Source organism: Vibrio sp. 99-70-13A1 (assembly GCF_013114625.1).
Taxonomy (GTDB): domain Bacteria; phylum Pseudomonadota; class Gammaproteobacteria; order Enterobacterales; family Vibrionaceae; genus Vibrio.
Genome location: NZ_VTXD01000001.1, coordinates 254856 through 281601, shown reverse-complemented (window position 1 = coordinate 281601; position 26746 = coordinate 254856). Strand labels below are relative to the sequence as shown.

Here is a 26746-nt window from a genome sequence, read left to right as displayed (position 1 = left end):
CTATAATATTTAGATTGGTTTCATTAATTTATTGTCACAGACTGAAAGAGTGAGTTTATGCTTAAATTCATCGCAAAAAGGATATTTGAAGCGATTCCAACTATGTTGGTATTGATTACTATATCTTTCTTTCTTATGCGCTTTGCGCCAGGAAACCCATTTTCAAGTGAAAAACCATTACCGCCAGAAGTAATGGCTAACATTGAAGCAAAATATGGCTTAGATAAGCCAGTATTCGAACAGTACACAACGTATCTATTAAATGTCGTTCAGGGCGACTTTGGTCCATCTTTCAAATACCTAGATTACTCGGTTAATGAATTGATTTATGGAGCACTTCCTGTATCTGCCAAAATAGGTTCAATCGCTTTCCTCTTCACTATTATTATGGGGGTATCGGTCGGAACCATTGCAGCACTGAAGCATAATACCTGGGTGGACTACACTATAATGTCTACCGCCATGCTCGGGGTGGTAATGCCGTCCTTTGTATTGGCACCTGCACTCATCTACTTATTCTCCTTGTATTGGAATATCTTCCCTGCTGGTGGCTGGCATGGCGGAACCTATATGTATCTAGTCTTACCTGTTATTGCGATGTCTCTATTATATGTAGCTACATTTGCACGTATTACTCGCGGCAGCATGATTGAGACGCTGAACAGTAACTTTATCCGTACTGCTCGTGCAAAAGGTCTAAGTTACCCATATATCGTATTAAAGCATGCACTTAAGCCTGCAATGCTTCCTGTTGTTTCTTACATGGGACCTGCTTTCGTAGGTATCATCACAGGTTCTGTTGTTGTTGAAACTATCTTTGGTCTTCCAGGGATTGGTAAGTTATTCGTAAATGCAGCATTTAACCGTGATTACTCGCTAGTAATGGGTGTAACCATTTTAATTGGTTTCCTATTCATCTTATTCAACGCAATTGTTGATATTTTGCTAGCAGTAATTGACCCGAAAATTCGCTACTAACAGGGACGTATGGTTATGTTGACGAAAAAAGAAAACTTAGATGCGATTGAAAAATTTTCTGAAAATTTAGAAATTGAAGGTCGTAGCTTGTGGCAAGACGCCCGAATTCGTTTTATGCGTAATAAAGCGGCAATGGTGAGCCTATTTATTTTAACACTAATGGTGTTAGCTGTTACTTTCTTACCGATGATTGCGCAGTATGCTTATGATGATACTGACTGGTATGCAATGCACGTAGGTCCAAATGCTGACCACTGGTTTGGTACTGATAGCCTTGGGCGTGATTTGTATGTACGTACCCTAATTGGTGGTCGTATATCATTAATGGTTGGTGTATTAGGTGCATTTGTTGCTGTACTGATTGGTACACTTTACGGTGCGGCTTCAGGCTTCATTGGCGGTCGTACTGACCGAGTGATGATGCGTATCCTTGAAATCCTTTACGCTGTTCCATTCATGTTCCTAGTTATCGTTTTAGTAACATTCTTTGGTCGTAATATCGTACTAATTTTTGTTGCTATCGGTGCTATTGCTTGGCTAGATATGGCTCGTATTGTACGTGGTCAAACGCTTAGTTTACGTAGTAAAGAGTTCATTGAAGCTGCCCATGTATGTGGTGTAAGTAAATGGAAGATCATTACACGTCATATCGTTCCTAATGTATTAGGTATTGTAGCGGTTTACTCAACTCTACTAATCCCAAGTATGATTCTTACTGAATCATTCTTATCTTTCCTTGGTCTTGGTGTTCAAGAGCCTATGACAAGTTGGGGCGCGTTATTACAAGAAGGTTCGCAAACGATGGAAGTTGCATTATGGCAATTGTCTTTCCCTGCGGCATTCATGGTAATCACTTTGTTCTGCTTCAACTATGTTGGTGATGGCCTGCGCGATGCGCTGGATCCAAAAGACAGATAACTAAAAATAGCAAAAATAGCTATAAAAGATTAAGGAAGCAATGATGAGCTTATTAGATGTCAAAGATCTGCGCGTCGAATTTACCACGCAAGATGGTACCGTAACCGCAGTTAATGACCTGAACTTTTCGCTAGAGCAAGGTGAAACCCTTGGTATTGTAGGTGAGTCAGGTTCAGGTAAATCACAAACTGTATTCGCATTAATGGGTCTACTGGCTAAAAACGGTATTATCTCAGGAAGCGCACAGTTTGAAGGTAAAGAAATTCTTAACCTTCCAGAAAAAGCACTGAATAAAGTTCGTGCTGAACAGATCGCAATGATCTTCCAAGATCCGATGACTTCACTGAACCCTTACATGAAAGTATGTGATCAGTTAATGGAAGTACTTATGCTACATAAAGGCATGGGTAAATCAGAAGCATTTGAAGAATCAGTAAGAATGCTTGAAGCGGTAAAAATCCCTGAAGCTCGTAAGCGTATAACTATGTATCCGCACGAGTTTTCAGGTGGTATGCGTCAGCGTGTAATGATTGCTATGGCACTTTTATGCCGTCCAAAGCTCTTGATTGCAGATGAACCGACTACGGCGCTTGATGTAACCATTCAAGCTCAAATCATGGATTTGCTGAATGAACTTAAAGATGAGTTCAATACTGCAATCATCATGATTACTCACGATCTAGGTGTTGTTGCTGGTTCTTGTGACAAAGTACTCGTTATGTACGCTGGTCGTACAATGGAGTACGGCACAGTAGATGAGATTTTCTACGAGCCAAGCCACCCTTACGCAGAAGGGCTTCTTAAAGCGATTCCGCGTTTGGATACAGAAGGTGAAATTCTACCAACTATTCCGGGAAACCCGCCTAACTTATTACGCTTGCCGACTGGTTGTCCTTACCAAGACCGTTGTCATCGTGTAGTAGATCGTTGTAAGCAGGAAGCACCTATTCTTCAGCCATTTGGCGATGGCCGTCAGCGTGCTTGTTTTTCTGACTGGGAGACTTGGACAAAATGAGTGTAGATAAGAAGCTATTATTAGATATCAGTGATCTAAAAGTTCACTTTAGTATTGCATCAAAATCGGCTTGGCCTTGGGCTAAACCATCGAACCTTAAAGCTGTAGATGGCGTTAACGTGCGTTTATTTGAAGGCGAAACGTTAGGTGTTGTTGGTGAGTCTGGTTGTGGTAAATCCACTTTTGCTCGTGCAATCATTGGTCTCGTTGAAGCGACTGAAGGTGAAGTTCTTTGGTTAGGTCAAGACTTAACTAAAATGAAAGAAGTTCAACGTCGTGAAACACGTAAAGACATTCAGATGATTTTCCAAGACCCTCTAGCGTCTTTGAACCCGCGAATGTCCGTTGGCGATATCATTGCTGAGCCTTTAGAGACTTTTTACCCAGAGCTTTCTAAAACCGAAGTAAAAGATCGCGTTAAAGAAATGATGGCGAAAGTAGGTTTGTTACCTAACGTAATTAACCGTTACCCGCATGAGTTTTCTGGTGGTCAATGTCAACGTATTGGTATCGCACGTGCTCTCATTCTGAAGCCACGTATGATCATCTGTGATGAGCCAGTGTCAGCTTTGGATGTTTCTATTCAAGCTCAAGTAGTTAACTTATTGAAAGAACTTCAAAAAGAGCTTGGTCTTTCGTTGGTTTTCATTGCGCATGACTTGTCTGTTGTGAAGCACATTTCTGACCGTGTTTTGGTCATGTATTTAGGTAATGCTGTTGAGCTTGGTGAGTCCGATGCTCTTTTTGCAGATCCTAAGCACCCATACACCAAAGCACTGATGTCGGCTGTACCGATCCCTGATCCGCGTCTTGAACGTAAAAAGAAAATTCAGATGTTGGAAGGAGATCTACCTTCTCCAATTAACCCGCCTTCAGGCTGTGTTTTCCGTACTCGTTGCCCGCAAGCTACGGAAGCTTGTGCGCAAAATAAGCCTCATATTGAAGGCAGTGATGTACATGCTGTTTCTTGCCTACATGTTGAGATTTAATAGCTAACGTACAATTATCGATTCAGCCTGTGACAGGCTTAAGCGCGATTCTTTTAGGGTCGCGCTTTTTTTATATAAAAATAGTGGGCAAGTCAGCAAACTCTTATTCAAATTTTCTGAACAATAGAGCCAATTTATTGTGGTTTTTAATTATTAAGCATTTTTTATAATGATCTAACTCGGTATAGCCGTTTGTTCAAAGATTGGAGATCAATATGGGAAAGTTAGTTGAAGGTGTTTGGCACGATGTTTGGTATGACACCAAAGAAAGCGGTGGAAAATTTATACGTGAAGACGCTGGGTTTAGAAATTGGATTGAAAATACCCCGCTAGCAAAGTATCAGCCTGAGTCTGGACGTTATCATTTATATGTTTCACTAGCGTGCCCGTGGGCGCATCGAACTTTAGTGTTTCGTGAGTTAAAAGACCTAACCGACCATATTGATGTCACGGTTGTTTGCCCTGATATGATGAATGAAGGCTGGCAAATGGGACTACCTGAGCCTTTATTTGGTCATACACGAATGCATCAAATTTATACTCAAGCAAAACCAGACTATACAGGTCGAGTGACAGTTCCTGTGTTATGGGACAAAAAGACAAACAGCATTGTAAGTAATGAATCATCAGAAATTATTCGCATGTTTAACTCGGAGTTTAATGAGTTAACTGGAAATACGGATAATTATTACCCATTAGAATTAGTTAAAAAGATTGATGAGTGGAATGACTACATCTATCCGAGCATTAATAACGGCGTTTATCGTACTGGCTTTGCAACTACACAAGAAGCTTATGAAGAAGCGTATGACGCGTTATTTGAGGCTCTGGATAAAGTAGAGGCACATCTCAGTGAACATCGTTATCTAGCGGGTAATGACATTACAGAAGCAGACTGGAGATTGTTTACCACTCTGGTTAGATTCGATGCAGTGTATGTTGGTCACTTTAAGTGCAATAAGCAGCGAATTTCCGACTACCCACACATTCAAGGTTATTTAAAAGAGTTGTACCAAGTAGAGGGCATTAAAGAGACGACGGATTTCTATCATATCAAACGTCACTACTATTACAGCCACACAGGTATCAACCCAACCCAAGTTGTCCCTAAAGGACCTGAATTAGATTTAGAATCAGCCCATGGGCGAGGTTAGGTTAACCTTAAAAGCTTCAAATTTCTTTTAGTGTTAGACATAAAAAAACCCTAGACAGACATCTAGGGTTTTTTGTTTTCTATAAAAGAAAATTAGTTAACTACTTTCTCTTTAGCTTGTTCTGCTTGGTCCGCTTGGATAGCTGTTAGAGCTACTGTGTAAACGATATCGTCTACTAGAGCACCACGAGACAAGTCATTTACTGGCTTGCGCATGCCTTGAAGCATTGGACCAATAGATACTAGGTCAGCTGAACGTTGTACCGCTTTGTAAGTCGTGTTACCAGTGTTTAGGTCTGGGAATACGAATACTGTTGCTTTACCTGCAACTGGAGAGTTAGGTGCTTTAGAAGCGGCTACGTTTTCCATGATTGCGGCATCGTACTGAAGAGGACCGTCGATCACTAGATCAGGACGTTTCGCTTGAGCAAGTTTCGTTGCTTCACGTACTTTATCTACGTCTGCACCCTTACCAGATTCACCAGTAGAGTAAGAGATCATAGCAACGCGTGGGTCAATACCGAATGCCGCAGCAGAATCTGCAGATTGGATAGCGATTTCAGCAAGCTGTTCAGCTGTTGGATCTGGGTTGATTGCACAGTCACCGTATACAAGCACTTGATCAGGCAGAAGCATGAAGAAGATTGAAGATACGATAGAAGCATCAGGAGCCGTCTTGATGATCTGGAACGGAGGAACGATTGTATTCGCCGTTGTGTGAACAGCACCAGAAACTAGGCCGTCAACTTCACCAGCTTCAAGCATCATAGTACCTAGGAATACTGAATCGTCTAGCTTCTCACGAGCGACAACTTCAGTCATACCTTTAGCGCCACGGAGTTCTACTAGACGAGCTACGTAGTTTTCGCGAACTGATGCAGAATCGATGATCTCAACGCCAGCGCCTAGCTCAACACCTTGTTGTGCAGCAACGCGACGGATTTCGTCTGGGTTACCAAGAAGTACACAAGTTGCGATACCGCGTTCAGCACAGATAGCCGCTGCTTTAACTGTACGTGGCTCATCACCTTCTGGAAGAACGATGCGCTTAGCCGCTTTACGAGCAAATTCAGTTAGCTGGTAACGGAACGCTGGTGGGCTTAGACGACGAATACCTTGAGTGCCTTCAGATAGAGAATCAATCCAAGGACCATCAATGTGGCTAGCTACGTGATCGTTAACGAATTCGATACGCTCTTTATCGTCTGCAGGTACTTCTAGGTTGAAGCTCTGTAGGTTAAGAGACGTCTGCCAAGTATTACCTTGAGCTTTGAAGATCGGTAGACCTGAAGCGAATGCTGGTGCACAAAGGTTAGCAATGCTTTCTGGAATGTCGTAACCGCCAGTAAGCAGGATTGCGCCAATTTCAACACCGTTTTTCGCAGCAAGAGCCGCAGCAACGATAACATCAGGACGGTCTGCAGAAGTTACTAGCAGTGAACCTGGTTTGAAATGCTCAATCATGTGCGGTAGTGAACGTGCACAGAAAGTGATGCTCTTAATACGACGAGTTGAGATTTCACCTTCGTTAACTATTTCAGCGTTAAGGTGCTTAGCCATATCAACCGCACGAGTTGCGATTAGGTCGATGCTCCATGGCACACAGCCAAGAACACGGATAGGGCTAGAGTTGAAGATTTGCATTACTTCAACGTTCGCTTGTTGAGCGCTATCTGCATCGTCAAAGATTTCAGATAGGTCAGGGCGAGTACGACCAGCATCATCAACAGGGGCATTAAGCTTGTTAATGATCACGCCTTTGATGTTCTTGTTCTTAGTGCCGCCGAAGTTAGAGCATGCTACTTCGATGTGCTCTTTAAGCTGAGTAGGGTTGTATGTACCAGGAGTCGCAACGAATACGATCTCTGCACCTAGTGTTTTAGCGATTTCCGCGTTCACTTGGTTAGCAAATGGGTGCTTACGAGTCGGTACTAGACCTTCGATAAGCGTTACTTCTGCGTCTTTGTTGATTTTGTTGTATTGCTCGACAACAGACTCAAGAAGCTCGTCCATTTTTTCGCTACCGATCAAAGCTTCAGCTTTAGTCATTGCGATTGGCTCACCAATCTTAATGTCGCTGTTTACGCTGATAATAGTAGACGTTAGATCTGGTTGATCGCCACCGCTGCGAGGTTGAGCGATTGGCTTGTAGAAAGAAACACTTACGCCCTTACGCTCCATAGCGCGAAGAACACCCATGCTAACACTAGTAAGACCAACACCAGCGCTTGTAGGGATAAGCATAATAGTACGGGACATTGACGGACACCTTTAACTATTGGAAATAAAAAAAGCTCAACTGCTATTCCCACCGATATTTAAATTGGGGTAGGAATAGAAGTTGAGCCCCATTTTCGTAGCATGAAAAACTGACTAGCTTCGAGTGAAGCTAGTCAGAAAAATCAATTAAAGACCTGCTAGTTTCGCAGTGTCTTCAGCAATTACTAGCTCTTCGTTAGTAGAGATAACCATTGCAGGGATACGGCTGTTAGCTGTAGTGATAGTACCTTCGCCGCCGAAACGAGCTTTAAGGTTAGCTTCACCGTCAACTTCGATACCGAAGATACCTAGGCGGTTAAGAACCATTTCACGGATTGGACCAGAATTCTCGCCGATGCCGCCAGTGAAAGTGATTGCGTCTAGACGACCTTCTAGAGTTGCTGTGTAACCTGCAACGTACTTAGCTAGACGGTGACAGAACACGTCCATTGCACGAGTTGCTTCTTCTTTCTCACCGTAGTTGTCTTCAACGAAACGACAGTCAGAAGTCACTTCAGTTAGGCCAGCTAGACCAGACTCTTTAGTTAGCATATTGTTGATTTCTTCAACAGAGTAACCAAGAGCGTCATGTAGGTGGAAGATGATCGCAGGATCTAGGTCACCACAACGAGTACCCATTACAAGACCTTCAAGAGGAGTAAGACCCATAGAAGTATCTACAGATTGACCGTTCTTGATAGCACATACAGAAGCGCCGTTACCTAGGTGACAGTTGATGATGTTAACTTCTTCAACTGGCTTGTTTAGTAGACCTGCAACTTCACGAGTGATGAATAGGTGAGAAGTACCGTGCATGCCGTAACGACGGATGCCGTGCTCTTTGTACAAGTTGTACGGTAGAGCGTATAGGTAAGACTCAGAAGGCATTGTTTGGTGGAACGCAGTGTCAAATACAGCAACGTTTTGTAGACCAGGGAAGTTCTTTTGAGCCGCTTCGATACCGATAAGGTGAGCTGGGTTGTGAAGAGGTGCAAAAGTTGCAGCATCTTGAATACCCTTAAGAACTTCATCAGTGATAAGTGCAGAAGAAGTGAACTGCTCGCCACCGTGAACGATACGGTGACCGATAGCGCCAAGGTTAGCTTTAAGCTCAGGCTTAGAAGCAAGAATAGTTTCTACCATGAAAGATAGTGCTTCTACGTGAGCTGCGCCCGCACCTAGTTGAGCTTCGTGCTTGCCATCAAGTTTCCACTTCATACGAGCTTCTGGAAGACCAAGACACTCAGCAAGACCAGTTAGGTGCTCAGCACCTGTTTCTGCATCAACAACAGCAAATTTAAGAGAAGAACTACCACAGTTTAAAACTAAAACTAGCTTAGACATTAATGACTACCTGTTTATTTTTCTGATCGAAATCAGTTAAGGATGAAAATTAATCTCAAGAATAGACGAAGCGATGTGGCTTGCGTACTAACCTTGGTCAAAAAAACGTTAATTTCCGTATTAAATTGAAAGCGCACTTTTTGAGGAAAAGAGGCTTATGCATTCCTTGCAGAAGTCGTCCCAAAGTTGCTTAAATTGTAAATAAGGGCAACAATGAGATTGAGGTCTGCAAATAATAGCGATATTGTGCAAATATAACAAAAAAATTTGAAAGAATATTATTTTTCGTCAATTTTTTGTGTTTTTAGTTGATGATTTCAACTTTTTTTTAATGGGAGACTCATATGAGTAATAGAGTTGGTTTAGCTAGCAGTTTAAAAGATGGCCAAAAGTATATGGATCTCTGGCCTGTTCGAAAAGAGTTAAACGCTATCTTCCCTGAGCAGCGCATCATTAAAGCCACACGTTTTGGTGTAAAAGTGATGCCTGCGATAGCTGCTATTAGTGTTCTTACGCAAATGGTCTTCAACAACTACCAAGCGATGCCACAAGCTGTAGTTATGGCGTTGTTTGCGATTAGCTTGCCACTTCAAGGCATGTGGTGGTTAGGTAACCGTTCGAACACTAAACTTCCACCGGCATTAGTTTCTTGGTATCGAGAATTGCATGAGAAGATCAGTGAATCGGGTTTTGCATTGGAGCCGATGAAGCCACGTCCACGTTACAAAGAATTGGCGATTATTTTGAACAGAGCATTTCGTCAGTTAGATAAATCTTCAATGGAACGTTGGTTCTAAATCCTTTGTTACAAAGTGGATAGGTTTATCAAGAAATGGAGTAAGTAAAGTTTGACTTAACTTGCTCCTTTAAAAATAATCTTCGCATCTTCGCATCTTCGCATCTTCGCATCTTCGCATCTTCGCATCTTCGCATCTTCGCATCTTCGCATCTTCGCATCTTCGCATCTTTAAATTGAACATAACCACCTCGATCTCCTTTTGTTGATTTTATGTTAATTCTTTCTTCCTTTGTTCCGGCGTAACTGGTAATAATATTATTAGATGCACAAAAAGTGCACAGAGTTTGACGTCAAGAAAGACAACCACAACATCAAATAATCAAATTGCTTAAATCAAGGAGTTAAGATGAAAGCAGGTAAAATTATCGCAACCGCCGTTCTTGTAAGTGCAGCATTGCTGTCTTCTACCAGTATTATGGCAAAAACGGCAAAAGTGGCTGTGTCACAGATAGTAGAGCACCCCGCATTAGATGCCGCTCGTCAAGGGTTGTTAGATGGTCTTAAAGCCAAAGGATACGAAGAAGGCAAAAACTTAGAATTTGACTATAAAACTGCTCAGGGCAATCCAGCTATTGCCGTACAAATTGCTCGTCAATTTGTGGGTGAAAACCCAGATGTACTGGTCGGGATTGCCACTCCTACTGCGCAAGCATTAGTTTCTGCGACTCGCTCTATCCCGGTAGTATTCACAGCGGTAACCGATCCTGTTGGAGCGAAGCTCGTTAAGCAATTAAAGAAGCCTGGAAAAAATGTTACTGGGCTTTCTGATTTGTCACCGGTAAGCCAGCATGTTTCTTTGATTAAAGAAATCTTACCTAATGCTAAATCGATTGGTGTTGTGTTTAACCCTGGTGAGGCGAATGCCGTTACGTTGGTAGAACTACTTAAAGATGCAGCAAAAGCGCAAGGTTTGATTGTTGTTGAAGCTACAGCTCTTAAGAGCGCTGATGTTAAGTCTGCCACTCAAGCTATTGTAGCGAAATCAGACGTAATTTATGCACCTACAGATAATACGGTAGCCAGCGCAATTGAAGGGATGATTGTGGCGGCTAACCAAGCAAAAACACCTGTATTTGCTGGTGCGACTTCTTATGTAGAAAAAGGTGCCATTGCTGGTCTAGGTTTCGATTATTACCAAGTTGGCGTGCAAACTGCTGATTATGTAGCTGCAATTTTGGACGGCGAGAAACCGGGAACATTAGATGTAAAAGTTGCAAAAGGGTCTGATCTTGTCGTGAATACAACAGCAGCAAAGAAGCTTGGTATTTCTATTCCTAAATCAGTTACTGAGCGTGCAACTAGCGCTAAATAATGAGCTTATCTGAGCCAACAGGCATTTGTTACTTTGAATAAATACGCTGTTGGCTTTTTACTTTCTAAGTAAAGGAGTAGATATGTCTGCTTTTGCATTTTTTGGAGCATTAGAAATAGGGCTGCTATATGGTCTTGTTGCCCTTGGAGTGTACCTCACATTTCGTGTTCTCGACTTTCCGGATCTCAGTGTTGATGGCAGCTTCCCTATGGGTGCGGCTGTCGCGGCTACGGCTATTGTGGCTGGAATTGACCCTTGGGTAGCCACAGGTATGGCGATTGCTGCCGGTGCCGCTACTGGTTGGGTTACTGCTTTTCTGGCCGTGCGGTGTGGAATTTTGCACCTGCTAGCGTCAATTTTAACGATGATCGCCGCTTTCTCTATCAACATTCGAATTATGGGGCGTCCTAATATTGCATTATTAGGAGAGGAAACCATCCTGACACCATTTGAAATGCTTGGCGACCCTATGTATATCCGCCCATTAGTGGTCGGTGTGCTGGTTTTAATATCAGCTTGGTTCATTGTTCGTCTGTTAAACAGCGATTTTGGTCTTGCTTTGAGGGCAACTGGTGTTAATTCGAGAATGGTGTCAGCTCAAGGTGGCAGCACTTCGTTCTACACATACTTTGGTCTTGCTCTATCCAACGGTTTTGTTGGATTTTCAGGGGCACTTTTTGCACAAACAAACAGCTTTGCGGATGTGACTTCCGGCGTTGGTACTATTGTGGTTGGTTTAGCTGCCGTGATCTTAGGGCAAACACTTATTCCCGGGCGTAAAATTTGGGTGGCAGTGACGGCTGTCATTGTTGGGTCTGTTCTGTATCGTCTAGCGGTTGCATTTGCACTCAGCTCGGGCATGTTCGGACTACAAGCATCTGATCTTAATTTAGTGACGGCGGTGTTGGTTGCTGTTGCATTGATAGCACCCAAAATTAAAGGGAACCTAAAGGCAAAAAAGCGCCATAGCGGTGCCCAAGCCCAAGCCCAAGCCCAAGCCCAAAATCAAAGTCAAAATCAAGTTAAGCAAGCAGGGCAAAAAACAGCAGGTACAGTGACAAAAACGGGAGAAGTAACATGATCAACTTAGAAGACATTCAAGTTACTTTTAACCCCGGTACTATTTTGGAAAATCGAGCGTTAAGAAGTGTCAGCCTTGAGGTTCCGGAGCATCAGTTTTTAACGGTAATTGGTTCTAATGGTGCAGGTAAATCAACTCTTTTGGGGGCAGTAACCGGTGAAACACCTATGGTGGGTGGGCAAGTCATCATTAATGGTACGGATGTTACTCGGCAAACTGTTGACCAAAGAGCTGCTCAATGTGCTCGAGTGTTTCAAGACCCGCTAGCAGGTACATGTGGCGATCTGACTATAGAAGAGAATATGGCTCTTGCGTATATGAGAGGCAAAAGGCGAGGGTGGAGTTTTTCTATTTCATCCAAGCGGAAAAAAATCTTCCAAGAACGGATAAGCATTTTAGGGCTTGGTCTTGAAGATAGGCTCGGAGATAACATTGGTTTACTTTCTGGTGGGCAACGCCAAGCAGTGAGCTTAATTATGTCGACTCTATCAGATAGTAAGCTATTGCTTCTGGATGAGCACACCGCTGCGCTTGATCCAAGAATGGCAGCTTTCATCATTGATTTAACTAAGAAGGTCGTCGAAGAATTTAACCTGACGGTAATGATGGTGACGCACTCAATGAAAGATGCTCTTGCTTGTGGCGACAGAACCGTGATGCTTCACCAAGGTGAAATAGTTCTCGATGTGTCTGGGAATCAAAGGGCGAATATGCAGGTACCTGATCTACTCGAAATGTTCTCGAAGGTACGTGGAGAAGAGCTTGCAGACGACAGCTTATTGCTTAATTAAATCTTTTTAGTTATGTAGCCCTACAAACCGTGATCCCTTTTGTCATACCGTATTTTTGCGCTTGTGACCAAAGGGATTTTTATTATCTTAGGCAATATTATTCATTAGTGAGTCTTTTGTATGTTGCCATTTCTATTTCATTCTCAAACTCTAGATGGGGTGACATTTGAGAATGCTCATCTAACTGTTCTCCTTAAAACTGATAAGTCAGACTGGAAAAGTATCCAAGTTCGTCACGAACCTGATAACGAAGAATATCTAGCCGACTTGATTAAAGTTGGTGAAGAAGGTCGGCTGACCATCTGGCAAGGTACTTTCCCGATTAACCAAGACCAACCTGTGACGCATTATGCTTTCAAAGTGACAAGTGAAAAAGCGCAGTTTTGGCTGGATGGAAGTGGGATTCATACTCGGATGCCCGGTCGCGAAGGGCATTTTAAATTTAACGTACTAAATCAGCCACCAAGTTGGATTGCTGAGCAGACATTTTACCAAATCTTCCCCGATCGCTTTTGTAATGGAAATCCTGAGATAAGCGTAAAAACAGGTGAATATAAGTTAAAAGATGGCAAAGTTGATGCGGTAGCTAAGCCATGGGGCTCCGACATTGGAGGCTATAACGGTACCAGTGCAGCTGAATTCTTTGGTGGTGATTTGGCAGGCATACGCCAGAAGCTGAACTACCTAGAAGAGCTTGGTGTCTCCACTTTATACCTTAATCCAATATTTTGCTCTCCAAGTAACCATAAATACGACACCACGGATTACTTGAATGTTGACCCACATTTAGGAAGTAACCAAAAGTTTGTTGAGTTGAGTGAGGATATTCACCAACGAGGAATGAAAGTTGTGCTGGACGCCGTGTTTAATCATACGTCTTCAGAACATCCTTGGTTGGATAAGTTACAAAGAACGCAAACAGGAGCTTACCTAAACCCTGAATCCCCATACTCTGATTATTATTTCTTCAATGACGATAAGTCGGAAAGTTATGTGGGGTGGAAAGGCATTCAATCTTTACCTGTACTGAATTTCGATAACTCTGAAGTAAGGGAATACATCTATGAGTCAGAGGACTCAGTAATCAAGCATTGGTTAAAGCCACCCTATAATATTGATGGTTGGCGTTTTGACGTTATTCATATGCTTGGTGAAGGGGAGGGAGCAAAAAATAACGCTCATTATGTTAAAGCCTTCCGTTCGGCAACTAAGCAACAAAACCCCAATGCGTATGTATTAGGGGAGCACTTTTTTGAAGCGACTTCTTGGTTGCAAGGTGAGCAAGAGGATGGGTCGATGAACTATTATGGTTTTGCTCACCCAATCCGCGCATTACTTGCAAATCAAGATATCGCCTATCAACCAATTAGTATTGATATGCTTGAGTTTACAAAGTGGCTTGCGGAATCAAGGTCTAAGATTCCTTGGCAGAATCAACTGTCTCAATTGAATCAACTTGATAGTCATGACACAGCAAGATTTATTACGTTATTAGGCAGTGATACCGCTCGCCAGAAAATTGCCTTGATGTTTCTCATGACGTATGTGGGTGCTCCATGCTTGTATTACGGAACAGAAGTTGGATTAGAAGGTGGGCAAGATCCTGATAATCGCCGCTCTTTCCCCTGGGGAGAAGAAAAGCAGTCTCCATGGTTTGGGTTTACTCAGTCTCTGATTCAAATTCGAAAGCAAAATCCAAGCTTACAGGTTGGCAGTTTTGTTGAACTTTACTGTGACCAAGAAACATTGGTATTCGCTAGAAGCTTAGGTAATGAACATACACTATCGGTCATTAATTTAGCTGATAAAGAAAAAGCAGTTTCCATTCCGTTTTGGAAACTAGGTATTGAAGTTGGTCAACTTAAAGCTCTCATTGGTGATGGGCTAGAAAGCCAAGATTCAGCAAATGAGCTTACTGTTACAAACGAACTTAACGTTATCGAAGGTGAGATTAACCTTACTATGGGCTCTGAAGAATGTGGGATCTTCAGTATCACTTCGCAACCTTAAGTTCTCAGGGTAAGGCTAGATAATAAGTTAGAAATTAGAACAGCTTTGTTGTAGTTAAGCTGTTCTAATTAGGCTTCAATCATTTCTTAAATGAATAAAATTAATTTTACCGTTCGTTACTAATCGACGTGCCAAATGTCATTTTTCTGTTAAATTTTAAATATTTAAGCGCTGTGTTCAAAGTAAATTGATAGGCTTTGTGTGATTACACCGATAAGTTAGGTTAAAGGTTTTTTTGCATGAAAGTACAGAGGCATTTTAGCCTTAGATTTATTCTTGGTTTACCCTTAATATTCGCTATTGCGGTATTTATTTTCACTGTAAAAAGCCATATCAACGTTGTGAACCGCGGTATCGATAATGAATACCAACGTATTGAAGAGGCGATTCAACGAACAACTAAAGTTATTGGAGCTTTAGATTATAGCTTTACCAACCAATACAAATCTGGAAAAGTAGTGTACTTAGATCACCAGCACAGGGTGGTTGATGGTGTATGTCAAATTTGGCCTATTGACGCTTTACTGTTAGCAAAAGGAAAAGCATTAGAAATCCCATCAGTCGATATAGATTATATGGTGGTAGGCTCAGAGGAGATGTGTGATACATCCAGTGAACTATACAAAAGTGCTTCTGAGAAAATGGCCTTCGCTCCGATTCTATCTTTTCTTTTCGATATCGATGAATACCATGACAGCGTGTATTTCATCCATAAATCGGGTTATGTGATTTCTTCACCGGAGTCTGTAGCCTTATCCTTGACCAAGCCCCTCCTCAGCACAATTAAAGCTCGCCCGTACTGGCAGTTAACCGCTAACAACCCAGATAAAGTGACATTGAGTGGTCCCAGTTTAAGCATGGTAGGCGAAGCGACGGGTAAGCAAATCAGTATGACTATTCCCGTGTTCTTTAAGGGAGAACATCAAGGCATGTTAGCTGTTTCTATCGATAGTGAGCGTTTACTTAACCCTAAAGACGCCAACTTATCTGGTCGTTTTAGTGTCATTAACTATTCTTCGAAGCCTTTTCCGGAAAATGCGGTTAGAACTCACAAGATCGAAATTGAGGGCATTGTTTCAAACCACGCCCTTTATTATGAATTGAACTACGCGGGCGAACTGAAAAGTTTTTTATATTCAGAAAAAAATAGTTTGATCATGATAGTGATTATTTCATTGTTTTTTATGACATTTCTTTTCTATATCAACTCCAATGTGGAAAGTGGCTACTTTAAAGAGCTAGCGGCGAAAGATCCGATGACCGGATTATTGAATAGGCGAGGGCTTGAAGCCTTTTGGACGATCGAAAAGCATACTCAGCAGTTTGTTTTAGCTGTTTTTGATATCGACGATTTTAAATCAGTGAATGATACTTATGGGCATGATAAAGGTGATGAAGTCATTCGATATATGGCAAAGCGTCTTAAAAATAGTGTCCGTAACTCTGACGTTGCAGCTCGTTTTGGTGGTGAAGAGTTTGTCGTATATTTACGTGGCGATAATATCGAGCAAATGCACAAAACATTGGAAAGAGTGAAAAAACAGATATGTGATGATTCGATTTCTGTACTGCCTAATGGCTTCACTATTTCTGGTGGGGTTTATTCATCAAATAAAGCTGAAGAAGGGAACTCAGAAACACTTGGGGATTTTGAAGAGATCTTTAAGGTAGCTGATGAAAAGTTATATTCTGCAAAAAATTCTGGGAAGAATTCCATTGTCTTTTAACCAGGAGAAAGGAACCAAAGCACTGTTCAGTCTTTGGATTTAGGGAGTTAACTATAATAGCTCCCTATAAATATAATGACTCTCCACAATTAGTGAAGTGCTTTGATACGCTAAGTTAGCGGAAGTACTCTTCTTGGTAGCGTTCTAAGCGCTCGACAATTGGTGGCGACTTTTTAAAGGTGCGTATTTCTTTGAATAGTTCGTTTGCTTCAGGGTAGCCTTTACTCAAATACACAAACCACTGCTTCACTCTGTTTGGATAGTACATGCCTTTATCACCCTTAATCTGAAATTCAGAGTAACGAAGTAATAGCTCAATCACTTTCTCCCATGGCATTTGCTGGTGGTCATATTTCACCACGTTACCTAGGTTCGGAATATTGAAAGCACCACGGCAAACCATCAGTGAATCGACACCTGTGGTCTTTATGCAATCCTGACCATCTTGGTAATTCCAGATCTCACCATTAGCGATTAAAGGTAATGAGGTTTTTTCTCTTATCTGATTGATGTAGTTCCATTTGATCTCACTTGCTTTATAGCCACCCACTTTTGTTCGGGCATGAACTGTGAGTTCATCGGCTTTAGCTTGTTCAATGGCATCGACAATTTCGAAACATTCTTCCGGGTGCTCCCAGCCTAAACGGATTTTTGCTGATACAGGAATGTGCTTAGGAACAGCCTCTCGGCAAGCTTTAACGACTTGATAAATCAGCTCAGGTTCTTTTAAAAGAGAAGCGCCACCATTACTCTTATTTACGGCTTTAGCAGGACAACCGAAGTTAATATCGATTCCTTTCGCACCTAAACTCGCGGCCTGAAAGGCATTTTCAGCCATCCACTTAGGGTGCTGACCTAAAAGTTGTAGATGAATAGGAACACCAGCCATGGTTTGAGAACCTTGGTGTAATTCAGGGCATATACGGTGAAATACATGAGGAGGAAGCAGCTGATCAACGATACGTACAAATTCAGTCACACAGAGATCATAATCATTAATCTCTGTCAGAATTTCTCGCATTAAATGGTCAAGAACACCCTCCATTGGGCCTAAAATTACTCGCATGTTTTTCTACCGTAGAATCAGGAGGCGTGATTGTACGGGCTGATAGAGTAATTGTCACTATGAGTGGTGTTTATGAACTTGGTCTTCGATTACTTGTGACTAATTCTCCAGTAAGTGGGAAGTAATCTAGCCTTGGAATAGGTTCACCGAGCGAGTAACCAGACGTATAGTAATAGTAACAACTAGGTGCGGCGGTATACCAAGCGACGATGTCATGATCTGAAGGGAATACATCCGCGCCATGTGCTCTTATCGTCAAATCAGTATTCATAAGCGCATTCCATAAAGAGACACAGTCACTGCCGCGTAAACTTGCCCCTGAGCTTAGTGGTAACTGGTTAACAGCTATTGGGTAGCCAGTAATAGATGGATAAATATCCTCAACACCATAATTAACGGTTTGGTCAAAATTAGGCTCGCCTTCAATTAACCATTGAGAATGGTACATGTTAACTGCAGCAGTAAATGAAGAAAAAGATGCCTGAGAAACAGCCTCATGGCTATCTCTTTGATAGTTCAAAAAACGGGGAGCGGCAGTAACGGCAAGAATACCTAAAATAACAATAACGATGACCAATTCAAGTAAGGTAAAACCAGTTTTGTGTTTCATTGTTAAATTACCTATTGGTGTAACAAAATGTTTCTGTTTGGGTTGTGCCTTGAAATGAATCAACCTCAAAGCGAAATAAGTGGTAAATATCTAAAAAGGAAAAGGCAAAGGGTTGCGTATCATAAAAGTTAAATAGAAGGTGGTTCGAAGGTATACATTCTATTATTTCATCCAGTAAGAGTTATAATGCTGCCAACTGTTTTGACTGGCTAGAATTTTAAATGAAGTATCAATTACTAAGCCTTGAAGGCTCATTGGAAGGTGTGACCCCTTCTTTTATGGAAGGTGCAATACTTGCCTCTAACCTTGCGACTAAGCCGCTAGACCCTCAAGAGTGGCTACCTGGTATAGTTTCAGATGAAGTGGATAAGTTTTTACCAATCGTAACGGAGCAGATTAATCGCCAACATAATCTGATTCAACGAAGTGAATACTCTGTGGTAGAAACATTATCTGAAGATGGATTTAGTGAGCAATTCGCTGATTTCTCGGAAGGCTTTATGGCGGTATGGCCAGCGGTTGAAGAGCAGTGGCAAACAGTCACAATGGCAGATGGCACTCTCAGAATGTTGCAGGCACTGCTGACGACTTTGATGCTTGCGATAGATGAAGAGCAAACACAGCAGCAAATGAAAGCATCTGGTTTTCAAAATCCTCCTTCTTTGAATGATCTTATTGGCCAAATTGATTTAATGGTGTCGGAAGTGGCTTTAGCGGCTGATGAAGCCATGCACGGGAATAAATCTCAAAGCGTGAATCCATTCAAAGGTGTCGGTCGAAACGAAGCTTGCCCTTGTGAAAGTGGTAAAAAATTCAAGCAATGCTGTGGAAAGAGTAGTTAGGTTGAAGAAGAGCAAGTTTAAATAACTCTACGGCGTGACTGATAGGGATTCTTGTAATCAATAACTTGTAAATCATGCTCATACATAAAAGCATCTATAAAAAAGCCGACATGAATGTCGGCTTTTTAATTAATTCAGTTCAGTTTATTTCGATTTAGCAAACTGTGAAATGACAATAGCAGCCAATGCAATCAAGTTACCTGCGAAAATGACAACCAGCCATTGCGGCATAGAAAGATCTAGGAATTGCCATACCACCTTGCTGCAATCACCATACGCTTCAAACACCCACGGAACCCATTCATTCAATGGAGCCCAACTCGGAAATGTGACAAATAAGTCGCAAGTCGCAAAAGGAGAAGGGTTAAATTGGTAATCCACATGCTGCATCGAAAGTGTTAGACCTTTGTAAGCACTTGCTCCCCATGCCGCCAAACCAACCCAGCGAATGACCGGATTCTTCGGGTTGACCAAACCAATAGCTGCAGCGATACCAATACCAAACATAGCAACGCGTTCATAAATACACATCACACATGGTGCCAGTAACATCACATGCTGGAAGAAAAGTGCTGCGGACTCAAATAAGATGATGGATATGAGTAGAAGTAGCCATGATAAACGTGTTTTAGAGAAGTCCTTGAGGACGGTAAGAAAACTCAAAATGTAATCCTTTCAGTAAAATAAAAAAGCCCTGAATACTCAGAGCTTTTTATCTTGGATAAGTTTCTTGATCAACAAATATTTTTTATTTGTGAGACTCATTTATTGAGTCGATACTTATGGCTTGCTTAATTGGCAACCTAAATCTTAGTGACCGCCTGAAATTACGGCAGTAGCATCACCAACGTGGTGTGTAATCCAGCCTGCATCATAAAACCATGCAGTCATTGGTTCGACGAAGAAAACAATACCTATAAAACCAACAATAGCCAGTACGATAGTGTAAGGCAGAGCCATAATAACCATTCGACCGTAAGATAAACGAATTAATGGTGCAAGCGCTGAAGTTAGTAAGAATAAGAATGCAGCTTGACCGTTAGGCGTTGCTACCGAAGGTAAGTTCGTACCGGTATTGATTGCAACAGCAAGTAGATCAAATTGGTCACGAGTGATAATACCTTCAACCAGCGCGGTTTTAACTTCATTGATGTAGACAGTACCTACAAATACGTTGTCCGAAACCATGGACAAGATACCATTAGCGACGTAGAACAAGGCAAGTTGGGTACCTTTGTCTTCAATGTGTAGCACCGCATCAATGATAGGTTTAAATAGTGATTGATCGATAATCACAGCGACAATAGAGAAGAAAACTGCAAGAAGAGCCGTAAATGGTAGTGCTTCTTCAAAAGCTTTACCCATTGAATGTTCTTCAATCACACCTGTGAATGCTGTCGCTAAGATAATGACAGAAAGACCAATCAAACCAACTTCAGCTACGTGTAGCGCTAGACCAACAATTAGCCATACTGCAATCGCACCCTGAATCCAAAGTTTAGCAACGTCTTGTTTAGTACGGTTTGCACGTTCTTTGTTGTCGAACTCAACTAGAATTTGGCGAACGTTGTTAGGCAGTTCCGCACCGTAACCAAAAACTTTTAGTTTTTCTACTAATGCACAAGTCATGATGCCGCAGAAGAATACCGGTAGAGTGACAGGAAGCATACGGATAATAAACTCACCAAATTCCCAGCCTGCTTGCTTAGCAATTACGAGGTTTTGTGGTTCACCAACCATTGTCATAACACCACCTAGTGCAGTACCAACACCGGCATGCATTAGCAGAGAACGTAGGAAAGCACGGTAGTCTTCTAAATCTTCACGAGTCAGTTCAGAAATTTCTTCATCATGAGTATGGTCGTGTGCTGAGTTAGATACTTTGCCTGAAGCAACTTTGTGATAAATAGAGTAGAAGCCGACAGCAACGCTGATAACAACAGCGATTACAGTTAGTGCATCTAAGAAAGCTGATAAGAACGCAGCTGCTACACAAAACGCCATTGAAAGTAGTACTTTAGAGCGTATACCAAGCAGGATCTTCGTGAAAATGAACAGAAGAAGTTCTTTCATGAAGTAGATGCCAGCAACCATAAATACTAAGAGCAACAGTACAGGTAGGTTCGCTTGTAGTTCATGATAGACCATTTCGGGCTTGGTCATGCCTATTGCAACCGCTTGAATTGCAAGTAAACCACCCGGTTGTAATGGGTAGCACTTAAGTGCCATTGCTAGAGTAAAGATGAATTCGACCACGAGCAGCCAACCCGCAACAAATGGGTCAACTAAGAAAAATACAATTGGGTTGATAATAAGAAAGGAGATGATGGCAATCTTGTACCAATCAGGTGCTTTACCAAGGAAGTTTTTGATAAAAGCATTTCCGAGAGACATCGGCATGTTAATACTCTTTTATGTTGATGATGAATAGACAAGCAATACAACAATTGAGTTTCTAGATATGGTAAAGGAGAATATCCATAACTAACAGTGACTTAGGAAAACAACAATCCATGTATTGTTTTGTGGTCTTGCCAAGTCACTCCCTTAGAAACTTAAGCACTGCTCTTTTTTGAGCGCAACTCTACTCTTAGATAACATTTAGTCAACAGGAAAAACTCTGTAGCACTAAAAATACCACTTTTTTGTCGAGAAACGCGATCAAAGTAGCGCAAGCATAGCATGCAAAATGCTTAAAAACCTATGTAGGATCAATATTTGATTGAGATGACTAAAAATTACATCTTAACAGGTAATTATGTACGATTATTACAACTTAATATTGCATTTTAAAAATAGCATTTTGTGAGCTAGGTCCATTGATTTTACTGGCTTTTATGCATGTTGCACATTTGTTGACTTGTCTGTTTATGTGCACTTCGAGAGTGTAGTGAGACTGCAATCGTGTGCTGCAAGTTAGAGCATTAACTCTAGTGCGTTATTGTGCTAGGTAAAGTATCAGTATGTTTCCGCTCATTGCTAACTAGTGGTATGATGAGTCTTATTAAAGCGAAACAATTACAATTGGACAGAAGTTTAGATGGTTATTAAGGCTAAGAGCCCGGCAGGCTTTGCAGAAAAGTATATTATTGAGAGCATTTGGAATGGTCGTTTCCCACCAGGATCTATTCTCCCAGCAGAGCGTGAACTTTCTGAATTGATTGGTGTAACGAGAACCACTTTACGTGAAGTGTTACAACGTTTAGCTCGTGATGGTTGGTTAACTATCCAACACGGTAAACCAACAAAAGTTAACCAGTTCATGGAAACTTCTGGTCTTCATATCCTTGATACGTTGATGACTTTGGATGTTGATAATGCAAGTAAAATGGTTGAAGACTTACTTGCTGCTCGTACAAACATCAGTCCTATTTTTATGCGTTACGCATTTAAATCTAATAAAGAGAATTCTGAACGTACAATTACCAGCGTGATTGAATCTTGTGAAGCTCTTTTAGCAGCACCGAATTGGGATGAGTTTCTTGAGTCATCGCCGTATGCCGACAAAATAAAGCAAGCGGTAAAAGATGATGGTGAAAAAGATGAAGAGAAACGTCAGTCTATCTTAGTCGCTAAGACATTCAACTTTTACGATTACATGTTGTTCCAACGTTTGGCTTTCCATTCTGGTAACCAGATCTACGGTTTGATTTTCAATGGTGTAAGAAAGCTATATGATCGCGTTGGTAGCTACTATTTCTCTAACCCAGAAGCTCGTGATTTAGCGATGGCATTCTATCGTGATCTATTTGATCTATGTGAAAAGGGTGACAGAGAACAGCTTCCTGTGGTTATTCGTCAATATGGTATTGCAAGCGCACACATTTGGAATCAAATGAAAACTACGCTTCCAACGAACTTTACTGAAGACGATAGCTAATATTTATAATCTGGTTTTATACTCAAAACTAAGTGTATAAATCAGCTATAACAGATACAAAAACGGCGAGATATGATTATCTCGCCGTTTTCAGTTTAGCTTTTTACTAACCAGCGAATTCTTCAGAATCAGGGCGGTTAGTGAACTGAACACCATTTAAGAAATCACAAAGCAGGAGGTCTTTACATACTTTGTAGTTCTTGTTGTTTGGCTTACGAAAGTAAGAACCGATTTCGTACTTACTTAGGCTGATGCCTACCACTTCTAGTACATCCAGCACATCTTCAGCTTTCATATTCAATGCAATACGCAGCTTCATGAAAATCATGTTATTCGTCAGCTCTACTTCTGGCTTTGGCTGTTCGCCTTCTTTCTTACCGCGCTTTAGGTTGATGAAACCGTTCAAGAAAACGGCAAGCTCTTTATCTTTCATTTTTGAGAAAGACTTTTCGCTTTCATCTTTAAGCCAGTCATTCACTTGGTCATGAGCAACAGTTACATCTGCTTGCTCACAAGCTTTGATGATTTGAGCATTTTTTAAATTTAGTGCGTGTTGAATACGACGCAAGATTTCATTGTTAGTCACGGAGAATTCCTAAAGAGAGCGGTCAGTGGTTATGAAAGGGTTGATTGGCGCGACTCTAACAGAGATATGACTTAGGGGGTAGAAGTAATCAGAGTTTTAATTAGATTATTATCCAGAAGGCTTACTCTTATCTAGATGATCACTGGCCAACGCTTCTCCTCATATATAAATAAGGAGAAGGTTTGAGTAAAAGTAATGGCGGTTAATTGTTTAGAGCGGTAAACCGAATAGGAGAATGAGCTCTTAACGTCCTCAAGAATAAATTGAATGTTTCAATCTCTTCTCCAGGGATTGTTTTGGCGTGAATCTTAACTTTAGTGACAACGTTGAATTTAGATTTGTCTAAAGGATTTACTGTTCGGGACATAGTGCCGTACTTATGCTCAAACGTGATATTAGAAGGTAGATTCTCAAGCGTCCAGGGGCTGTCCTCAAGATTGAATTCATACTTACTGGTTACTTCTATACCTGAGAAGAACTCTTTGAACCAATCATTTTTAAGCTCCATCTCTCTGAGCTCGTACATGAGCCATACGTCATTTTCGGAGTATTCTAATTTATTAAGCGTTGGGTCTAGCAGTGATTCATATTCATTATTTGATTCAATTTTAAGATGCGCATTCATGTCATCAACATGAAACGTTGAGAATTTAGGTTTACCTTGCGATGTTACCTCGCTTGCGTACTCACTTTCGAGAAATTCAAGATGTTCCTCTTCATTACGCGATATCATTTTTTGACGGTAATATGCAGCGTATTCACCTTTATAAATGCGAACCTGTTCCTCAGTTTGCCCACCTTGAGGATCAAATTTCAGCATCACGTCGCTTGCTAAACGCCATCGATAATGGTTTTTACCGATAGTACTTGGTTGTTGGCTTTCTTCTAATATTAAGCTCGCTTTACCTTGAATCCAATTGGGTGTTGATTGCCAGTGAGTGACATAATCTGTGGGATCCAAACAATAAGTATTACTATATAAATCGAAGCAAACCACAACGTGGTTAAAGTGGTTCATAGCAGGAAGTAACAGTGAATCTTGATTAAATCGGTCAGTATCGACTAATACGAGTTGAGACTCTATTCCTGCTTTAGATAATAGAGATTTCAATAATGTTGATTTGTCTTTACAGTCACCATATCGATTACTTAATGTTTCATGCAGCGTGTGCGGAATGATAGAGTGCTCGGCTTCAGACATAGAAATGTAACGGATATCTCGCGCAACAAACTCAAGAATATTGGATATTTTATCTTCAATATTGTTAGTGCCAGCTGTAAGTTGTACGTATATTTCATTTAGCCCAGTAGTATCGTTGCTTGCTTGAGACATAGCTTCGCTTGCTTTCTCAATAACTTGTTGCCAATCGGAAAAATTAGAAATCTCTATTCGACCTATATGATCCTGCCAGCGTGTAGAATTATCATGACTATAAGCTTGAATATCTCTGCCTTGACAACTCAACTCATTTTTTTTGTCTGTGCAAATGACATCATCAGAATGGGCTCTCCACTGTATTATTTCATCGCCACCCCATTTAGTATTTACTAAATATTCTTTAATCGGGAATGATCGCTGCGTGTAGATTGATGCTGCCCAGTGTAAGTCGTCTGGAGCTCGTTGGGTTATTATCTTGTATTTGACTATTGAAATACTGTTTTCTTCAAGGGAAGGGAGTGGGATGAGTAGTTGCTGTTGATCAGTGAAGGTATTTTCACTGTGTGCATCGAGCAGTTTGGTCAGTGAAGAATCGACATTAACTATTTTCCCTAAAGGAGAAATAGTTGTTGCGGCAACGACTTCTACTTGCTGATCATGTCGGTCGAAATTGATAGATTTTGACCCATATTCTTCAGTATCGAAAAACTTCGGGTAAAAATCTACTATCGTTACGGTTTCCGTTACTTCTTCTAACTGGATATTAAAATCTTGTTGGTACTTCAACCTTGTCATGGTTTTAGTGTCAGTTAGAGAGTCCTTTAAGGTAATGGTTTGGTCGATTAATGCTTGGTTAGCGGTTAAATCATCGTGCCAATGGATACTTTCATTTTGTGCAAAAGCACTAGTTGCAAAGACCACTAAAGTAAACGTGATTAATTTGTTCATTGTACTTTGAACTCCTTGACCATTTTCACGAACTTTTGATTCTGTTTCTCAAATTCATACTCTGGGGCGCTATACTCACCAAGCAGTTCATATGTTTTGTTTGGAGTTTCAATCACACTTATCACCTTGATTGAATCATCTCCAAGCGTACGTCCTGTGCAGATTAAATCCGATTTAATGAAAAATTGGTCGCCGATCGAATACTTATTGTTTGTGCATTTTGCTTGCCCTAGGCTTTCTTCTATCCAACTTTTTCTGTCCTGCATGTGTGCATCGAGCAGTTCAAATGTATCACTATAAGTGAATAGTAATAGGTAATTAGATGAATTAATGCTAGAGAATTCAGCTTCGGTACTACCATCAGAAAAAGTCCCTATATCAGCTTGATACCAGTCTTGTTCAAAAAACTTCAGAGATGCTCTTTGATCTAAAGAAACAGCAGTAAAAGTATTTGTATTAAAACGCGGAACATCTTTAAGTTGGTAGCTTTCAGTTACCTCATACACTATTGCTACGATATATATTGGGATGAGAATAATCGAGAGCAACCATTTAAAAGTGACTTTAAATATGTTTTCTCGCTTCCAACTTATATTAGGTACAGCGTGCTTAAGCGCCGAAATACGTTTAGCGAAAAATGCAAAACTGATTGACCATACTACTAGTATTAAACAGTCAAACCATATTGGGGTTAGAACCTTTGATGATATTGCTAAGTAATGGTTGCTTAGCAGCATAATAAGGATAATGGCGATATCCCATTTTTTATTACGAGATGGTTGATACTTTGCTTCTAGCCGAGTTAAAGCGGAATGTAAGATGGGCAAACTGAATAGAGAAATAACAGGGGATAATGAGAATATCCAAAGCCAAGGTTTGAATCTCTTTTCATCAAGCTTATTTAATTCGTGAGTACGAGCTATTAAATAAAATACAGAGTAAACAGTAAATGTGCTGCAAGTAAGTAAGAACTCCCAAGTGAATGAGCGAGTTTGGCTTAGTTTGATTGGTTCTTGATTCGCTATATTTTCTGTTGGGCTTCCTGCGATTTCTGTTGGAGAGTCTGTGCTTTCGATTGTAGCTGTTATATCAGTCATTTAGAGCAAATCCTTATTGTTCGCCCCCAAACTAAATGTTTACTTTATACATATCAATGGTTTCATATAAAATAATCGTTATTTTATATATGTTCGCACGGTACGTTTTCTGTTTCGTTATCGATTAATCGTTTTTGGAATTTCTCACTTTCATAAAAAAGCCCCGCTAGTTGAGCGGGGCA

The 26746-nt window shown here is 41.0% G+C and carries 22 protein-coding genes; 13 read left to right on the top strand and 9 right to left on the bottom strand.

Features of this window, described 5'->3' with window-relative positions; all coding sequences use genetic code 11:
- Positions 1 to 57: 57 nt before the first annotated feature.
- From oppB to F0226_RS01270, 5 genes are all read left to right on the top strand, one after another.
- Positions 58 to 978 carry an oligopeptide ABC transporter permease OppB gene (oppB, locus tag F0226_RS01290; protein WP_171733924.1) on the top strand — a complete coding sequence of 307 codons (921 nt, stop codon included), beginning with the start codon at positions 58 to 60 and terminating at the stop codon, positions 976 to 978.
- 15 nt (positions 979 to 993) lie between these two features.
- Complete coding sequence (gene oppC, locus F0226_RS01285; RefSeq protein ID WP_171733923.1) at positions 994 to 1896, top strand: oligopeptide ABC transporter permease OppC; 903 nt, start codon at positions 994 to 996, stop codon at positions 1894 to 1896.
- Positions 1897 to 1939: 43 nt separating this feature from the next.
- Positions 1940 to 2911, top strand: coding sequence for an ABC transporter ATP-binding protein (locus F0226_RS01280; protein ID WP_171733922.1), 972 nt, complete (start codon positions 1940 to 1942; stop codon positions 2909 to 2911).
- Complete coding sequence (gene oppF / locus F0226_RS01275; RefSeq protein WP_301338140.1) at positions 2908 to 3900, top strand: murein tripeptide/oligopeptide ABC transporter ATP binding protein OppF; 993 nt, start codon at positions 2908 to 2910, stop codon at positions 3898 to 3900. The genes F0226_RS01280 and oppF overlap by 4 nt, the downstream gene beginning before the upstream one ends.
- A gap of 215 nt (positions 3901 to 4115) precedes the next feature.
- Positions 4116 to 5054, top strand: a complete 939-nt coding sequence (locus tag F0226_RS01270) for a glutathione S-transferase family protein (protein WP_171733920.1) — start codon at positions 4116 to 4118, stop codon at positions 5052 to 5054.
- 92 nt (positions 5055 to 5146) lie between these two features.
- On the opposite strand, the gene pta is transcribed toward F0226_RS01270, so the two are convergent.
- Complete coding sequence (gene pta / locus F0226_RS01265; RefSeq protein WP_171733919.1) at positions 5147 to 7312, bottom strand: phosphate acetyltransferase; 2166 nt, start codon at positions 7310 to 7312, stop codon at positions 5147 to 5149.
- Positions 7313 to 7459: 147 nt separating this feature from the next.
- Positions 7460 to 8656, bottom strand: a complete 1197-nt coding sequence (locus F0226_RS01260; RefSeq protein WP_122046999.1) for an acetate kinase — start codon at positions 8654 to 8656, stop codon at positions 7460 to 7462.
- Positions 8657 to 9000: 344 nt separating this feature from the next.
- Between F0226_RS01260 and yfbV the strand changes: the two genes are divergently transcribed.
- The 6 genes from yfbV (at position 9001) to F0226_RS01230 (ending at position 16376) form a co-directional block, all read left to right on the top strand.
- Positions 9001 to 9453, top strand: coding sequence for a terminus macrodomain insulation protein YfbV (yfbV, locus tag F0226_RS01255; RefSeq protein ID WP_171733918.1), 453 nt, complete (start codon positions 9001 to 9003; stop codon positions 9451 to 9453).
- Positions 9454 to 9801: 348 nt separating this feature from the next.
- Entirely contained in the window at positions 9802 to 10767 is a 966-nt protein-coding gene (locus F0226_RS01250) for an ABC transporter substrate-binding protein (protein WP_171733917.1), read from the top strand.
- Positions 10768 to 10849: 82 nt separating this feature from the next.
- On the top strand, positions 10850 to 11848 hold the full coding sequence (locus F0226_RS01245; RefSeq protein ID WP_253820712.1) for an ABC transporter permease: 999 nt from the start codon (positions 10850 to 10852) through the stop codon (positions 11846 to 11848).
- Complete coding sequence (locus tag F0226_RS01240; protein WP_171733916.1) at positions 11845 to 12639, top strand: ABC transporter ATP-binding protein; 795 nt, start codon at positions 11845 to 11847, stop codon at positions 12637 to 12639. Before F0226_RS01245 ends, F0226_RS01240 begins: the two co-directional genes overlap by 4 nt.
- A 120-nt stretch (positions 12640 to 12759) precedes the next feature.
- The gene (gene malZ / locus F0226_RS01235; RefSeq protein ID WP_171733915.1) at positions 12760 to 14649 is read left to right on the top strand and encodes a maltodextrin glucosidase; all 1890 of its coding nucleotides are present in this window, start codon (positions 12760 to 12762) and stop codon (positions 14647 to 14649) included.
- Positions 14650 to 14888: 239 nt separating this feature from the next.
- Positions 14889 to 16376 carry a sensor domain-containing diguanylate cyclase gene (locus F0226_RS01230; protein ID WP_171733914.1) on the top strand — a complete coding sequence of 496 codons (1488 nt, stop codon included), beginning with the start codon at positions 14889 to 14891 and terminating at the stop codon, positions 16374 to 16376.
- Positions 16377 to 16491: 115 nt separating this feature from the next.
- Here the strand turns inward: F0226_RS01230 and dusC are convergent, their stop codons facing one another.
- Together dusC and F0226_RS01220 are read right to left on the bottom strand one after the other, a co-directional pair.
- Positions 16492 to 17442 (bottom strand): tRNA dihydrouridine(16) synthase DusC, encoded by a 951-nt coding sequence (dusC, locus tag F0226_RS01225; protein WP_171733913.1) that lies wholly within the window; start codon positions 17440 to 17442, stop codon positions 16492 to 16494.
- A gap of 70 nt (positions 17443 to 17512) precedes the next feature.
- Positions 17513 to 18052: a prepilin-type N-terminal cleavage/methylation domain-containing protein gene (locus F0226_RS01220; RefSeq protein ID WP_171733912.1), complete on the bottom strand. Its 540-nt coding sequence runs from the start codon at positions 18050 to 18052 to the stop codon at positions 17513 to 17515.
- Between the two features lie 221 nt (positions 18053 to 18273).
- On the opposite strand from F0226_RS01220, the gene F0226_RS01215 reads away from it, so the two are divergent.
- Positions 18274 to 18894: an SEC-C metal-binding domain-containing protein gene (locus tag F0226_RS01215; RefSeq protein ID WP_171733911.1), complete on the top strand. Its 621-nt coding sequence runs from the start codon at positions 18274 to 18276 to the stop codon at positions 18892 to 18894.
- Positions 18895 to 19038: 144 nt separating this feature from the next.
- Here F0226_RS01215 and dsbB read toward each other — a convergent pair whose 3' ends face one another.
- Both dsbB and nhaB read right to left on the bottom strand, forming a co-directional pair.
- Complete coding sequence (gene dsbB, locus F0226_RS01210) at positions 19039 to 19557, bottom strand: disulfide bond formation protein DsbB (protein ID WP_171733910.1); 519 nt, start codon at positions 19555 to 19557, stop codon at positions 19039 to 19041.
- A 147-nt stretch (positions 19558 to 19704) separates the two neighbouring features.
- Positions 19705 to 21294 (bottom strand): Na(+)/H(+) antiporter NhaB, encoded by a 1590-nt coding sequence (gene nhaB / locus F0226_RS01205; protein WP_171733909.1) that lies wholly within the window; start codon positions 21292 to 21294, stop codon positions 19705 to 19707.
- Positions 21295 to 21934: 640 nt separating this feature from the next.
- Here nhaB and fadR point away from each other — a divergent pair.
- Positions 21935 to 22774: a fatty acid metabolism transcriptional regulator FadR gene (gene fadR, locus F0226_RS01200; RefSeq protein ID WP_171733908.1), complete on the top strand. Its 840-nt coding sequence runs from the start codon at positions 21935 to 21937 to the stop codon at positions 22772 to 22774.
- 106 nt (positions 22775 to 22880) lie between these two features.
- Here the strand turns inward: fadR and F0226_RS01195 are convergent, their stop codons facing one another.
- The 3 genes from F0226_RS01195 to F0226_RS01185 form a co-directional block, all read right to left on the bottom strand.
- Complete coding sequence (locus F0226_RS01195) at positions 22881 to 23360, bottom strand: DUF1456 family protein (RefSeq protein ID WP_171733907.1); 480 nt, start codon at positions 23358 to 23360, stop codon at positions 22881 to 22883.
- Between the two features lie 202 nt (positions 23361 to 23562).
- Complete coding sequence (locus F0226_RS01190; RefSeq protein WP_171733906.1) at positions 23563 to 25467, bottom strand: DUF3857 domain-containing protein; 1905 nt, start codon at positions 25465 to 25467, stop codon at positions 23563 to 23565.
- The gene (locus F0226_RS01185) at positions 25464 to 26564 is read right to left on the bottom strand and encodes a hypothetical protein (RefSeq protein WP_171733905.1); all 1101 of its coding nucleotides are present in this window, start codon (positions 26562 to 26564) and stop codon (positions 25464 to 25466) included. The genes F0226_RS01190 and F0226_RS01185 overlap by 4 nt, the downstream gene beginning before the upstream one ends.
- Positions 26565 to 26746: the final 182 nt, after the last annotated feature.